Origin of the sequence: Sphingomonas sp. G-3-2-10 (assembly GCF_012927115.1) — a bacterium.
Taxonomy (GTDB): domain Bacteria; phylum Pseudomonadota; class Alphaproteobacteria; order Sphingomonadales; family Sphingomonadaceae; genus Sphingomonas.
The window spans coordinates 2,456,384-2,470,249 of sequence record NZ_JABBFY010000001.1 but is presented as its reverse complement, the minus strand read 5'-3'; the positions used below and the strand labels follow the sequence as shown (position 1 = coordinate 2,470,249).

Below are 13,866 nucleotides of genomic sequence, written 5' to 3'. Positions count from 1 at the left end.
GTTGCGCGTCCGGTGCCGCTCTGGTCCCTATTATTGACGGGACTTTCGGGGCTGGCGTTGTCGATTGGGTTCGGATCGCTCGTCGATGGGTGGGAACGGGCAGGTACGCCCGGCCGGATCGCAATCACGCTGGCGCGAGTGCCCGATACGATCGGCAACAGCTTCAAGGGGCCCGAGCCCTGGGCTGGACGCGCGGTGGTCGAACCCTTGCCGGCGGGATTCTGGCGCAATCCCGATCAGGACTTCACTGATCCCGGCTATGTGCTGGTCTCTCCGTTCGACTTGCAGCGCGGGCGATCGGTGGTGCAACTGCTTCGGCTGAAGGACGGTCTCGTCGTCCACGAATTCGTGCCTGATGTCGACGCGGCCAATGCACGATCCGCCTTCGCTTCGGTCCTCACCGACGTCCGGCGTGACAAGGATGCGGCGCGCAACCGGCTGATGCACCCGTTGCTGCTGGGCGACGGCAGCATCGTGCTGCACGACAGCTCGCCGCTGGCGCGCTACGACGCCTGTGGGAAGCTGATCTGGTCGATCGACGGCATTTTCCACCACGCGACCGAGCAGGGGCCGGACGGCAGCATCTGGACCGGATATCGCTTTCCCCAGCCGCGCCAGCCCAATGTGAAGCCGGGTTTCTGGGACGATGCGCTGGCGCAGGTTTCGCCCGACGGAAAGCTGATCGGTGTTACCCGGATCGCGGATATCCTTCAGCGCAGCGGCCTCGCGCATTTATGGGGCAGCCGGCCCTATATGGACGATCCGTTCCACCTGAACGACATCCAGCCGGTGTTCGAGAGCGGGCCGTACTGGCAGCGCGGCGATCTGTTCCTCAGCATGCGCAACCTGTCGCTGGTCGCGCTCTATCGGCCTTCGACGGGCAAGATCATCTGGTGGCGGACTGCGCCTTGGCGGTTTCAGCATGATGTCGAGATCATCGACGATCATCGCATCTCGGTTTTCGACAATAATATCCGCATCAGTGATGCGGACGAGCAGGTCGATGGGGTAAACCAGCTGCTTGTCGTCGATTTCGCGACGGGAAAGACCGGTTCACCGTGGCAGGCGGGGTTCGAGCGCAACAGGCTCGCCACGCGGGCGCAGGGGCGGGGGACGCCGCTGCCCAATGGCGACGCGATGATCGAGGAGACCGAGCAGGGCCGCCTCGTCCGCATGGCGCCCGACGGCACGCTCCGCTGGCGCTTCATCTCCGCCAATGCCGACAAGCGCCGCATGGCGATCAGCTGGGCGCGATATCTTTCCCCCCAAAAGGATGGCGCGGCCATCCAGGCAGCAGCGAGCGCAAAATGCAATTGACCCCACCCCGCCTGTTCGCCGCCGCCGCGGCGTGCCTCCTCCTGATCGCACCGCAAGCGGCGATGGCGTATAGTGGACCCGGCCTCGGGCTTGGCGCGGTGGGTGTTGCGTTCGGCATCGTCGGATCGATCCTGCTCGGGATATTCTCGGTGCTCTGGTATCCGTTCAAGCGGCTGATCCGGCGCATTCGCGGCAAGGGCGCACGCTGATGCTGGCGCTGTTCCTCGCGCTGGTCGCGGTGCTGGAACTGGCGCGCGGGCTGCCGCTGATCCCGGCCTTTGCCGAGATGAATGCCAGCGGCCTGCGCTCGCTGCGGGTGATCCGGCGCAGCGGGGTTTCCGAACGGCTGAAAGAGCGGGCGATGCAATTGCTCGCGCGCCGGCTGTTCGCCGCGTCGATCCGCGCGGGCCGATTGCTGGCGGTGACCGCCGCGCCGCTGCTGATCGTGCTGGCGTTCGAATGGGCAAGCGGCGCAGTGATGCCGTGGCAGCAGCGGCTGTGGGTAATGCCGCTGACGCTGGGCTATGCGCTGGTCCGCTGGCAGATCGCCCCCGCGCTGAAGCGCCGTGTACAGCCGCGCTGACCGCATCCTCCACCATATCGCGCTCGGATTCCGCCCGGTCCTCGAGGCCACGTTCGATATCGAGCGGGCGAGCCATCGCCGGGCGCTGAACGGAATCGAAGCGAAGGCGCCCGTGTTCGTGTGCGGACTGGCGCGGGCGGGCACCACAGTGCTGATGCGGGCGATCCACGCGAGCGGGGATTTCGCCTCGCTATCCTATCGCGACATGCCCTTTCCGCTGGCACCCAACAGCTGGGCGCGGCTGGGACGCGGCCTTGCGCGCCATGTCGAGAGGCGCGAGCGCGGGCATGGCGACGGCCTGACGCACGATCTCGACAGCCCCGAGGCGATCGAGGAAGTGTTCTGGCGGGTGCGTGAAGGTGAGCACTATCTGACGCGCGAGGCGCTGTTTCCCGAACCCGTTGCGCCGGACACGATTGCGGCGTTCCGCGACTATGTGCGGCTGGTGCTGCTGCGGCATAGCGGCGCGCGATACCTGTCGAAGAACAACAACAATGTGTTGCGGCCCGGCGCGCTGGTCGAGGCATTCCCCGACGCGATTCTGCTCCATCCGTTCCGCGACCCGCTGCAACAGGCGAATTCGCTGCGGACGCAGCATGTCCGGGCCTGTGCCTTGGCGGCGGAGGACCCGTTCCGGCGGCGCTATATGAGCTGGCTGGGGCATCATGAGTTCGGCGCGGACCAGCGGCCGTTCGGCTTCGACGGCGCGCCAGGCCCGGGGGAATCCCGGGCCCGGATCGACTATTGGCTGAAATGCTGGATCAGCGTGCATCAGGCGTTGCTGGCCCAGCCCGCTACAGTCGCGGCGCGGCAGCATTTCCTCGACTATGACCGGCTGTGCGCCGATGGGCCCGGACACGAATCCGTGCTGGCGCGTGCTGCGGGGCTGGATCACATGCCTTCGCTCGCGGCCCTGACACCGCCGAAACGCCATTCGGAGCCGGGCGCCGATCCCGCGCTGCTGGACCGGGCCCAGGCGATCCACACTGCGCTTCAGGGGCGTGCGCTGGTCGCGGCATAGGCCGCTGCGATCGCGTTCTGCATCGGCTTGGGATTGAAGCTGCTGTCATACGGGCAAGGGCGTCGCGGTTGCCCGTCGGCGCGCGGTTCGAAGCCTTGCAGCCAGCTATATTTGTCGCACAGCCCCCAGAAGAGCACGTCCTTCAGCGCGGGATAGCTCATCATCAGATCGAGATAGGCGCGGGCATAGTCGCTCAGCGCCTGGTCCCGCGTCGGAATATCGGCGGGCAGGCCGGTGTCGCGCACGTCCATCTCGGTGATCACCAGCTTGTAGCCGAGCGCGACCACGGCATCGAGGAAGGCGCGCCAGTCGGGACTCTGATTGACGACCAGCGTGGCTACGGGCGTGTTCGAATAGATGCCGATATGGCTCTGGATGCCCAGCGCGTCGACCGGCACGCCGCGCGCCCTGAACCCCTGCAACAAGGCCAGCACGCCCGCGCGGTGGGTCGCGCCGCCGGCCTCCCAGCTCATATAGTCGTTATACACCAGCTGCGTCGCCGGCAGTTCGGCGCGCGCGGTGCGGAATGCGAGGTCGAGCGTCGGGATCGCGCCGCCCAATGCGGTGCTGAGCGCGGTTTCGTAGAGATTGCCGGTCGACGGATCGACCGCTTCGTTGACCACGTCATAGCTGGCGATGCGATTGCCGTAGCGGCGGGTGACGGTCTGGATATGCTCGGTCAGGATCCGTGTGGCCTCGGCCGTACCCGCGCCATAGGCATGGCTTTCGGCCCATGCCGGCATCCAGCGGCGCTGGTGCCACAGCAAGGTGTGGCCGCGCATCGCGATCCCTTTCGACTCCGCATAGGCCAGCATCGCGTCGAAACGGGTGAAATCGAACGTCGCCGCATTGGGCCGGATCGCCTGCCATTTCAGCTCATTCTCGGGAACGAGGATCGCGCAGTCGCGCTCGAGCAGAGCGGCATAGCTGGGATTGGCGAACGAGCCCGCGTCCGCACCAGCCGCGCTCCACGCGACGGCCGATCCGAAGCGCATGTTCTTCGCGGCAGCATTGGGCTTGACCGGTGCAGCCGACAGCGGTGTCGGCGTGGGGCTGGGCGTTGGCGTGGGAGAGGGGGATGGCGTGGATGGAGGCGTGACGGTTGCGCCGCCACCGCTGCTGCCGCTGCCACCGCTGCATCCGCCGGCGGCCAGCGCCAGAATCGCGGCCACAGCCTCCCGGCGCGAGAATCGCTCGCTCATATTTCCTCTCCCCAGCCATCTCGCGTCCGGCTCTTTGCCGGATCGTCTTTTGATGATAGCGCTAACAGAATGAAGGCGGCAGCCGGGTGGAGTCAACCCGCGACATGCTTGCCCGGATCGGACGAGGAGAAGGGCGATGGGCTTTGACGGGCTGGGCCGGCGCGACATGCTGCGCGGCATGGGGGTGGGGCTGGTGGCGAGCGCGCTGCCCAACGCGGCGCTTGCCGAAGCGCTGCAGAGTGGGCGCAAGCTGGGATATGCCGTGGTCGGTCTGGGCAGCTATGCGGTCAACCAGATCATGCCGCGCATCAAGGATTGCGAGTTCGCCCGGCTGACGGCTCTGGTCAGCGGCACCCCGGCCAAGCTGGAGAAATACGGGTCCGAATACGGCATCCCGAAAACGCATCGCTACAGCTATGCCGACTATGACCGGATCAGGGACAATCCCGACATCGATCTGGTCTATGTCGTCCTGCCCAATTCGATGCATGCCGAATATTCGATCCGCGCGTCGCAGGCGGGAAAACATGTGTTGTGCGAAAAGCCGATGGCGAACACCGCCGCCGAAGCCGAAGCGATGATCGCGGCGGCGAAGCGCGCCGACCGCAAGCTGATGATCGGCTATCGCTGCCATTTCGAGCAGCACAATCTATACGTCGTCGAGCAGCTTCGCGCCGGGATCGTCGGCCGCCCCACGCTGATCACCGCCGAGAGCGGTTTCTATGCCCAGCCGGGTCAATGGCGGCTCGACCGGCCGATGTCGGGCGGCGGATCGCTGATGGATATCGGTATCTACAGCCTGAACGCCGCGCGCTATCTGGCAGGGGAGGAGCCGATCGAAGTTTCGGCGATGGAATCGACCGACAAGAGCGATCCGCGGTTCAAAACGGTCGAGGACCGGATCGATTTCCAGCTCAAATTCCCCTCGGGCGTGATCGCCAATTGCGTGTCTTCCTACAGTTCGGGCCACAATGCCTTCCGCGTGACGGGCACCAAGGGCTGGATCGGGATGGAGCCTGCGACGCCCTATGAGGGGCATCAGCTCTGGGCGCGGCAGAACTGGAAGACCGAGCAGATCACCCTGCCGCCCGCGAGGAAATCGCAATGGGCCGGCCAGCTCGACGAACTGGCGCAGGCGGCGCTGACCGGCCGGGAGCCGAAGGCGGCGGGCGAGGAAGGGCTGCGCGACATGCGGCTGATCGAAGCGATCTACCGCTCGGCCCGCGAACATCGCGCGATCAGGCTGACCGCATGATCGACCGGCGGGGGGTGCTGGCCGGCGGGATGCTGGCGGCGGCGATGCTGCGCGTACCGGCGCTGGCGGCGGGTTCGCCGGACCGGCAGGACTGGATCCGCGCGCTGATCGCGAAGATGACGCTGGCCGAGAAGCTTGGCCAGATGACCCAGATCCCGGGCGGGCGGCAGAAATCGCTCAATTCGCGGCTCGATGGCCCGATGCTCGATCGGGTGCGGCGGGGCGAAGTGGGATCGTTCCTGCATGTCGCCGGGGCCGAAGCGCTGCGCGCGTTGCAGAAGGTGGCGGTCACCGAATCGCGGCTGAAGATCCCGATCCTGTTCGCGATGGACGTGATCCACGGGTACCGCACCATCCTGCCCGTGCCGCTGGCGCTCGCCGCGAGCTGGGACCCCGATCTGATGCGCGACACGGCGCGGCTGGCCGCGGAAGAGGCGTGGGCGGCGGGGCTGCACTGGACCTTCGCGCCGATGGTCGACGTGGCCCGCGACGCGCGCTGGGGCCGGGTGGTCGAGGGCGCGGGCGAGGACCCCTATCTGGGATCGCGCATGGCGGTGGCGCAGGTGCAGGGCTTCGAGGGCGACAGCCTGTCGCGGGGCAAGCGAGTGATGTCGTGCGTCAAGCATTTCGCCGGATATGGCGCGGCGGCGGGCGGGCGCGATTACGACAGCGCCGACATTTCCGATCGGACGCTGCACGAAGTCTATCTGCCGCCGTTCCACGCCGCCGCGAAAGCCGGGGCTGGGAGCTTCATAACCGCGTTCAACGATATCGGCGGGATCCCGATGACCGCGCATGAGCCGCTGATCCGAAAGGAATTGCGCGGCTCATGGGGCTATGACGGGCTGATCGTCAGCGACTGGAACGCGATCCGCGAACTGATCAACCACGGCGTCGCCGAAACCCCGGCCCAGGCCGCCGCGCTGGCGCTGAAGGCGGGAATCGACATGGACATGGCGGGTTCGGTCTATGCCGAATCGCTGGGCGAAGCGGTGAAGGCCGATCCCGCACTGCTGCCGCTGGTCGATCAGGCGGTGGAGCGGATCCTGATGGCCAAGGACCGGCTGGGCCTGTTCGACAATCCGTTCGGTTTCGGCGATCCGGCGACCGACGGGAAGATCCTGCCCGCTGCCCGTGCGCTGGCGCGCAAGGCGGCGCAGCGATCGATCGTTCTGTTGCGCAACGATGGCGGGCTGCTGCCGCTGAAGCCGGGCCGCAATATCGCGCTGATCGGGGCGCTGGCCGACGATGCGTCGTCGACGCTGGGTTCGTGGCGCGCGCGGGGACAGGCAGAGGATGCGGTGACGCTGCGCCGGGCGCTGCAAGCCTCGGGCGCGTCGGTCGAATATCAGCCCGGCGTATCGGTGCGCGAGGACAGCCTTGCCGGTATCCCGGCGGCCGTCGCGGCGGCGAAGCGGGCGGACGTGGTGCTGCTCGCGATCGGAGAGGATTACGACCATAGCGGCGAGGCGCGCAGCCGGGCGGACATCGGCCTGCCGGGCGCGCAGATGGCGCTGGTGAAGGCGATCCGCGAGACGGGTAAACCCATCGTCGCGATCCTGATGAACGGGCGCCCGCTGGCGCTGGAGGAGGCGCTGACGGGCATTCCGGCGGTGCTCGAAACCTGGTTCCTCGGGCTGGAAAGCGGCCCAGCGATCGTCGATGTGCTGACGGGTGCCGCGAACCCGGGCGGCAAGCTGCCGATCGGCATCCCGCGCGTGACCGGACAGGCGCCGATGACCTATGCTCATCTGCCGACGGGCCGCCCCGCGAATGCGGACCTCGCGGTGGACAGCGCACGCTATCGCGACGTGGCGGTGGGGCCGCTGTTCCCGTTCGGGCACGGGCTGAGCTATGCCGCCTTCCTGTACAGCGATCCGTTCGTGATGACGCAGACGGTTGGCGATCCCAGCGTGGCATTCCGGGTGCAGGTCACCAACACCGGCACCGTGGCGGGTGAGGAAGTCGTGCAATTCTATGTGACCGATCTGGTCGCATCGGTGGCGCGACCGGTGAAGGAGCTTCGCGGTTTCGCACGCATCGCGCTGGAGCCCGGCCAGTCGAAACGCGTCACCTTCCGGCTGCGGCCCGAGCAGATGGCGATCTGGATCGGCGGGCGCTGGGTGATCGAGCCGGGCAAGTTCATCATGCATGTCGGCAGCTCGTCGGACGATATCCGCGCCTCTGGCCGCTTCGACATCACCGAGCGCGGGGAGAGCGGCGTACCCGCGGCGGCAATCGAGACAAAGGTAGAGATCGCCTGATGGGAATGACCCTGCTGATCGTCGCGCTGAGCATCGCGGCGGTGATCGTCCTGGTTCTGCGGTTCAAGGTGCAGGCGTTCCTCGCGCTGTTGATCGTCGCCTTGCTTACCGGACTTGCATTCGGCGCGGATCCGCAGGCGGTGCTGGCCTCGATCCGCAAGGGGACCGGGGAAGCGCTGGGCTTCGTCGCGGTGGTGATCGGGCTCGGCGCGATGCTGGGCGGGCTGCTCGAGGCCTCCGGGGGCGTCGATGCGATCGCGAAGCGGATGCTTGCGGTCTTCGGGGAGAAGCGGATGCCCGGCGCGCTGACCGCGAGCGGGATCATCGTCGGTATCCCCCTGTTCTTCGACGTGGCTTTCATTATCCTCGCCCCGTTGCTGACCACGCTGGCGGTGAGCGCGCAGCGGCGCGTGACCTATTTTGCGCTTCCGCTGCTCGCGGGCCTGATGGCGATGCATGCGCTGCTGCCGCCGCATCCCGGCCCGGTGGCGGTCGCCGAACTGATCGGCGCCGATTACGGGCTGCTCGCCTTTTACGGGCTGATCTGCGGCATTCCCGCCGCGATCGTCGCGGGGCCGGTGTTCGCCCGGCTGTTCCACGGCGCGCCGGGCTGGGGCGATACCACGCCGCCGGCAATGCTCGACGAAGGCGCGCCGCAGACCGCACCGATCGGTTTCTGGCCCGCGCTGGTGGCGATGCTGGTGCCGCTGGCGCTGATCCTCCTCGCGGCGGTGGCCGGCCAATGGCTGGGCGAGGGGACGGCGAAGACCGTGCTGCAGTTCGTGGGCCATCCCTTCACCGCGCTGATCCTGTCGTGCATCTTCGTCACCCTGTGGCTGCGCCTGCGCGTCGGCGCGCCGCTGGAGACGATCGGCGACATCATGACCCGTGCGCTGGCGCCCGCCGGGCTGATGGTGCTCGTGGTCGGTGCGGGGGCAGCGTACAAGGAAGTGCTGATCGCGTCGGGCGCGGGGCAACAGGTGACCGCGGCGGTGGCGTCGGCGCAGGTCTCGGTACTGGTCTTCGCCTTCCTGCTCGCCGCGTTCGTGCGCATCGCCCAGGGGTCGGCGACGGTGGCGATGGTGACCGCCGCGGGCCTTGCCGGTCCGATGATCGCGGCGGCGGCGCTCAGCCCCAGCCGGATCGCGCTGGTCACGGTTGCTATCGGCGCGGGCGCATCGATCGCCAGTCACGTCAACGACACCGGCTTCTGGCTGGTGAAACAGTATCTGGGGCTGACCGAAGCGCAGACCTTCCGCAGCTGGACGCTTTGCGCCACCATCGCCGGGCTGGTGATGTTCGCGATGGCGGCGCTGATCTGGCCGTTCGTTTGAGGGGAGAGGGACGATGACCGATCTGAGGATCACGCGCCGCGCGGCGCTGGCCGGCATGGCCGCTTTGCCGTTCGTGCCGGGGGTGGCGCGTGCGGAAGTGGGCGGGATCACCCGGCTCGATCCCGCGCTCGACGCGATCGTCGACGTCGCTTCGCCGATCGAAGTGATCGCCAGCCGCTATAAATGGGCCGAGGGGCCGGTGTGGCACATCTGGGAACGGTGCCTCTATTTTTCCGACGTCCCCTCGAACATCCTCTACCAATGGCGACCGCGCGAAGGCGCGAAGCCGTTCCTCGATCCCTCGGGGCTGGCGGGACCGATCCCGCCGGGCATCCGCGAGGCGGGATCGAACGGGCTCGCCTTCCGCGACAGCGAAATCCTGATGGCCGACAGCGGCAGCCGCGCAATCGCCAGTGTACATCTGGGCACGAAGAAGAAGACGATCCTCGCCGATCGATACGAGGGCAAGCGCTTCAACAGCTGCAACGATCTGGTCGAGCGGAAGGGTGGCGGCATCTATTTCACCGATCCGCCCTATGGCCTTGCCGAGGGCGACAAGTCGCCGCTGAAGGAATTGCCGTTCAACGGCGTCTTCTATCGCGCCAAGGACGGCACGATCACCGCGATCGACAAGCGCCTGACGCGCCCCAACGGCGTCGCGCTCAATCTGAAGCAGGACATTCTGTACGTCGCGATTTCGGACCCCGAGCGGCCCGAGGTGCTGGCTTACGATCTGGGCGAGGACGGACTGCCCAAGGGACCGCCGCGCCTGTTCCACGATGCGCGGCCGCAACTGGCGGCGAAGCTGCCCGGACTGCCTGACGGGCTGAAGGTCGATGTGCGCGGCAATGTCTATGCGACCGGTCCGGGCGGGGTCCATGTCGTGTCGCCCGAGGGGAAGCTGCTCGGCATCATCGCTACCGGCAAGGCGATCGCGAACTGCGCTTTCGGCGAGGATGGCAGCACGCTGTTCCTGACGTCGAGCGATGTCGTGGCGCGGGTGCGGCTGCGGGCGAAAGGCTATTACGCGTTCGAGGTGCGCTACTGACCGGCGCGATTGCGGCGCGCCGATTCCGGTCCTAGTCCGGTTGCATGTCCGAAGCCGAGATTCACCCCGCCGCCACCATCGTCGTGATGCGCGAGGTGGCGGGCGGGCCGCCCGAGCTGCTGATGGTCGAACGCGCCAAGGCGATGTCGTTCGCGGGCGGCGCGCTGGTGTTTCCCGGCGGGCGGATCGACGCGGGCGATCATGTGCTGGCCGAATTGATCGACGGCGATGTCGACGAGAATGCCGCGCGGATCGGCGGCATCCGCGAGACGCTGGAGGAAGCGGGCATCGCGGTTGGCCTCGACGTCGATCCCGCGGCGATCCCCGAGCTTCGCCGCGCGCTCTATGCCGGCGAGCCGATGGGCGCAGCGTTCGAAGCGGCCGGGGCCATTCTGCGGCTTGAGGCACTGGTGCCGTTCGCGCGCTGGTTGCCCAAATCGGTCAACCACAAAGTGTTCGACACCCGCTTCTACCTCGCCCGCGCACCGCAAGGGGCCGAGCCGGTGGTCGATGGGAACGAGAATACCCGCGCCTTCTGGATGAGCGCGCGCGATGTGCTGGCCGAATGCGATGCGGGGCGGGCGAGCATCATCTTCCCGACCCGGCGCAACCTCGAGCGGCTGGCGCTGTTCGGATCGTGGGACGATGCGGTGGCCGATGCCAATGCGCATCCCGTCCGCATCCTGACGCCGTGGATCGAGGAGCGGGGCGGCGAGCGCCACCTCTGCATCCCCGACGATCTCGGCTATCCGGTCACTTCGCAAATCCTGAGCGAAGCGGTTCGCGGATGAAGGCAACGCGGCGCGCGATCCTGTGGACGATCGCAGCCGGGCTGCTGCTGTTCGGGGGCTTCCTGCTCTATGCCGTGCTGCGCGACCGGCCGCAGGACCTGCCCTGGACCGAACTCGATCTCGCCCAGCCGGTCGGGATCTTCACCGCGAGCAAGATCGCCGCGCTGCGCGACAAGCCGGGCAAGTGCGAAGCGCTGCTCGATCGGGCGGGGATCGAATATGTCACCCTGCCCGACCTCCGGGTGGAAGGCGGCAAGTGCGGTTATTCCGACGGCGTGCGCTTTCAGGCCGGCGGGGCGCGACGAATCGATTTCGTGCCCGGCGATGTCGGCACCTCCTGCCCGGTCGCGGCGGGGCTGGCGCTGTGGGAATGGGAAGTCGTCCAGCCCGCGGCGCAGAAGCATTTCGGCAAGCGGGTCAGCGCGATCGAACATTATGGCAGCTATAATTGCCGCAAGATCGTGGGGCGCGGCGAAGGCGTCTGGAGCCAGCACGCCACCGCCAATGCGCTCGACATCTCGGCGTTTCGCCTGAGCGACGCGACGCGGATCACGGTGAAGGGCCATTGGAACAGCGCCGATCCGGCGGTCCGCGCCTTCCTGCGCGAGGTGCGCGACGGGGCGTGCGGGATGTTCACCACCGTGCTGTCACCCGACTATAACGAGGCGCACCACGATCACTTCCATTTCGATCAGGGCAATCGCGGGATGATGGGGTGGAAGGCGTGCCGTTAGGCGCGCGATGCGGCCAGTTTCAGACCGAAGGCGATGAAGACGCCGCCGGTCATCCGGTCGAGCGATTTCAGTACCTTAGGCCGCTTCAGCATCCGGCCCAGCGGCGCGGTCGCGGCGATCAGCAGCGCAAACCACAGCACGGTGATTGCGACATGGACACAGGCCAGGAAGAAGGAATAGCCCGCCACGTTGACGCCCGCCGGGATGAATTGCGGCAGGAAGGTCACGTAGAAGATGCCGATCTTGGGGTTCAGCATGTTGGTGAGGAAGCCCCGGCGCATCGCGCGGATGCCGGCGTCGCGGGAGGCCTCGGCATCGGCGGCCATCGTCTCGCGCGGGCCGAGCAGCATGGTTGCCCCGACCCATAGCAGATAGGCCGCCCCTGCCCATTTCAGGACCGAATAGGCCAGTTCGGAGGCGTGCAGCAGCGCCCCGAGGCCGAGCGACACCGCTGCGCCCCAGACGAGGCAGCCGACAAGGATACCGATCGACGCGAAGACGCCGGCCCGTGCGCCGTCCGACGCTGCCGCGCGCAGCACCATCGCGGTGTCGAGCCCGGGCGTGATCGTCAGGACGAAGGCTGCGAACAGGAACGCGGCGAACAGGGCGGAATCGATCATGTCCACCGGCTAGGCGGGCAGTGTGGCAAGAATTGGAGAGCGCCCACGAAAAAGCCCCCGGAGCGCAGGCGCCGGGGGCTTTTCTCGTTCGGGTGGGGCGGATCAGCTCGACAGCGCGGCGCCGTCTACCTTTTCCACCCATTGCGGGAAGAAGGCCGGCTGGCGGTTCGACCAGCCCGACGCGGTTGCCGCGGCTTCGCTGATCGACTGGAGCAGCTTGCGGCGCAGATCGGGATGGAGATGGGGCAGGGCAGCCGCAGAGCAGAAAGCGGCAGGCAGCCACGGACGCACCTCGGCGCCGACGAGGCGCTCGTAGAGGAAGCGATACGCCGAGAAATTGGTCAGCCGGCCCTGGCTCAGGTCGAACGCGGTGACGGTGACCAGCGGGGCCATGAAGGGTTCGATCGCATCGAGGGCGCTGTCGTCGGGCAGCAGCGCGCGGATCTCGGCAAGGCGGTCATACATGCGGGCCTGGGCGCGGATGCTGGCGGCTTCGACCACGTCGCGCGACCAGCGGACCATCGCGTCGTCGCGTTCCAGACCGATGTCGAGCGAGCGGCGGATATAACGCTGCGTCGCTGCGGCGAAGCTTGCGAATTCCTTCATCTCGGCCAGCGTCATCGCGCCTTCAGCCGGTTTCATTCTTGCGCCCATATCGACCAACTCCCACCCCAGAAATTGCACTGGGCAGATCATGCGCTCGAATGGTTAACGCCGAGCTTAATCTGCCGTCGTCCCGCGTTCATCATTGGACGCCAGTTCTTTTTGCAACGCAACATGGGTTGCGACGAACCGAGTCCCGATGACGGAAAACGCCTGCATGTGATGCGCTTGAGCAACAAAGCTGTCTGCTTGGGATGAACCCCTACGTGCGAATCCGCATCCGTATTGATGCGGAGCAGCAGATCGTCGCAGCCGGGAACGGTTCGTCGCCGGTAAAGCTCGACTCGCCGAACGGTTCCGACTCGGGTCTCCGGCCCATCGGCTCAACGCAACGGTTCGTCCCGTACGGCGGGCCGATGGGTGGACTGTTAAACCCCGATCTGGTCATCAGCATTCACCGATCACGTTCCGATCCGGGGGGTTAATGTCTTTTCGAGCTCTTACTGCGCGTTTTGCGCTGCTGGTGGCGCTTTGCCTGGCGACTTCGGTCCCCGCGATGGCAAAGAAGTCCTCGTTCCTGCAGTGCGTGCCGTTCGCTCGCGAAGTCTCCGGCATCGACATCCGCGGTAACGCATGGACCTGGTGGAGCCAGGCCGAAGGCCGTTACGAGCGCGGCAACGAGCCGGAAGTCGGTTCGGTCATGTCGTTCAAGAAGACCGGCCGTAACCCCTATGGCCATGTCGCGATGGTTTCGGCGATCATCAGCGACCGCGAAGTGCTCCTCACTCACGCCAACTGGTCGTATCGCGGCGGCATCGAGCGCAACGTTCGCGCCATCGACGTTTCGCCGGCCGGCGACTGGAGCCAGGTCAAGGTCTGGTTCGCCCCCACCGGCGGCATGGGCACCACGGTGTTCCCGGTGAACGGCTTCATCTATCCCGACGATGCGCCCAAGGCGTTCGAAGCACCCCAGATGATCGCCGCCCGCAAGCCGGAGCGTCCGCTGATCCTCGCTTCGATGATGGGCAAGACCAGCCTCTGAGCTTTACAGTTTGATCCACTGACGTGGATGCGGGCCGGTACCGTATGACTCA

General features: G+C 66.9%; 14 protein-coding genes. 11 read left to right on the top strand and 3 right to left on the bottom strand.

From position 1 onward, the window contains the following. The first annotated feature begins 57 nt into the window (after positions 1–57). Genes HHL13_RS12530 through HHL13_RS12515 form a run of 4 tightly spaced genes read left to right on the top strand, consistent with a single transcriptional unit; the run spans position 58 to position 2,921 of the window. Entirely contained in the window at positions 58–1,317 is a 1,260-nt protein-coding gene (locus HHL13_RS12530) for an arylsulfotransferase family protein (protein WP_169555981.1), read from the top strand. Next, complete coding sequence (locus HHL13_RS12525; protein WP_169555980.1) at positions 1,308–1,526, top strand: hypothetical protein; 219 nt, start codon at positions 1,308–1,310, stop codon at positions 1,524–1,526. Before HHL13_RS12530 ends, HHL13_RS12525 begins: the two co-directional genes overlap by 10 nt. Then, complete coding sequence (locus tag HHL13_RS12520; protein WP_169555979.1) at positions 1,526–1,900, top strand: hypothetical protein; 375 nt, start codon at positions 1,526–1,528, stop codon at positions 1,898–1,900. Before HHL13_RS12525 ends, HHL13_RS12520 begins: the two co-directional genes overlap by 1 nt. Next, a complete protein-coding gene (locus HHL13_RS12515; RefSeq protein ID WP_169555978.1) occupies positions 1,884–2,921 on the top strand; it encodes a sulfotransferase in 1,038 nt (345 codons plus the stop codon). Before HHL13_RS12520 ends, HHL13_RS12515 begins: the two co-directional genes overlap by 17 nt. On the opposite strand, the gene HHL13_RS12510 is transcribed toward HHL13_RS12515, so the two are convergent. Next, complete coding sequence (locus HHL13_RS12510) at positions 2,894–4,123, bottom strand: endo-1,4-beta-xylanase (RefSeq protein WP_277346991.1); 1,230 nt, start codon at positions 4,121–4,123, stop codon at positions 2,894–2,896. The two genes, HHL13_RS12515 and HHL13_RS12510, sit on opposite strands and share 28 nt — an antisense overlap. A 136-nt stretch (positions 4,124–4,259) precedes the next feature. Here HHL13_RS12510 and HHL13_RS12505 point away from each other — a divergent pair, with 136 nt between their 5' ends. Genes HHL13_RS12505 through HHL13_RS12480 form a run of 6 tightly spaced genes read left to right on the top strand, consistent with a single transcriptional unit; the run spans position 4,260 to position 11,549 of the window. Continuing rightward, the gene (locus HHL13_RS12505; RefSeq protein ID WP_169555977.1) at positions 4,260–5,378 is read left to right on the top strand and encodes a Gfo/Idh/MocA family oxidoreductase; all 1,119 of its coding nucleotides are present in this window, start codon (positions 4,260–4,262) and stop codon (positions 5,376–5,378) included. Continuing rightward, positions 5,375–7,642 carry a glycoside hydrolase family 3 N-terminal domain-containing protein gene (locus HHL13_RS12500; RefSeq protein WP_169555976.1) on the top strand — a complete coding sequence of 756 codons (2,268 nt, stop codon included), beginning with the start codon at positions 5,375–5,377 and terminating at the stop codon, positions 7,640–7,642. Before HHL13_RS12505 ends, HHL13_RS12500 begins: the two co-directional genes overlap by 4 nt. Further along, a complete protein-coding gene (locus HHL13_RS12495) occupies positions 7,642–8,976 on the top strand; it encodes a gluconate:H+ symporter (protein ID WP_169555975.1) in 1,335 nt (444 codons plus the stop codon). Before HHL13_RS12500 ends, HHL13_RS12495 begins: the two co-directional genes overlap by 1 nt. Positions 8,977–8,989: 13 nt before the next feature. Then, positions 8,990–10,024, top strand: a complete 1,035-nt coding sequence (locus HHL13_RS12490) for an SMP-30/gluconolactonase/LRE family protein (RefSeq protein WP_169555974.1) — start codon at positions 8,990–8,992, stop codon at positions 10,022–10,024. A gap of 44 nt (positions 10,025–10,068) precedes the next feature. Further along, complete coding sequence (locus HHL13_RS12485) at positions 10,069–10,815, top strand: NUDIX domain-containing protein (protein WP_169555973.1); 747 nt, start codon at positions 10,069–10,071, stop codon at positions 10,813–10,815. Continuing rightward, positions 10,812–11,549 (top strand): extensin family protein, encoded by a 738-nt coding sequence (locus HHL13_RS12480; RefSeq protein ID WP_169555972.1) that lies wholly within the window; start codon positions 10,812–10,814, stop codon positions 11,547–11,549. The genes HHL13_RS12485 and HHL13_RS12480 overlap by 4 nt, the downstream gene beginning before the upstream one ends. Here the strand turns inward: HHL13_RS12480 and HHL13_RS12475 are convergent. Further along, positions 11,546–12,169, bottom strand: coding sequence for a LysE family translocator (locus HHL13_RS12475; protein WP_169555971.1), 624 nt, complete (start codon positions 12,167–12,169; stop codon positions 11,546–11,548). The two genes, HHL13_RS12480 and HHL13_RS12475, sit on opposite strands and share 4 nt — an antisense overlap. A 102-nt stretch (positions 12,170–12,271) precedes the next feature. Next, on the bottom strand, positions 12,272–12,823 hold the full coding sequence (locus HHL13_RS12470; RefSeq protein WP_169555970.1) for a hypothetical protein: 552 nt from the start codon (positions 12,821–12,823) through the stop codon (positions 12,272–12,274). A 433-nt stretch (positions 12,824–13,256) separates the two neighbouring features. Between HHL13_RS12470 and HHL13_RS12465 the strand changes: the two genes are divergently transcribed. Continuing rightward, a complete protein-coding gene (locus HHL13_RS12465; RefSeq protein ID WP_169555969.1) occupies positions 13,257–13,814 on the top strand; it encodes a CHAP domain-containing protein in 558 nt (185 codons plus the stop codon). The last annotated feature ends 52 nt before the right edge of the window (positions 13,815–13,866 follow it).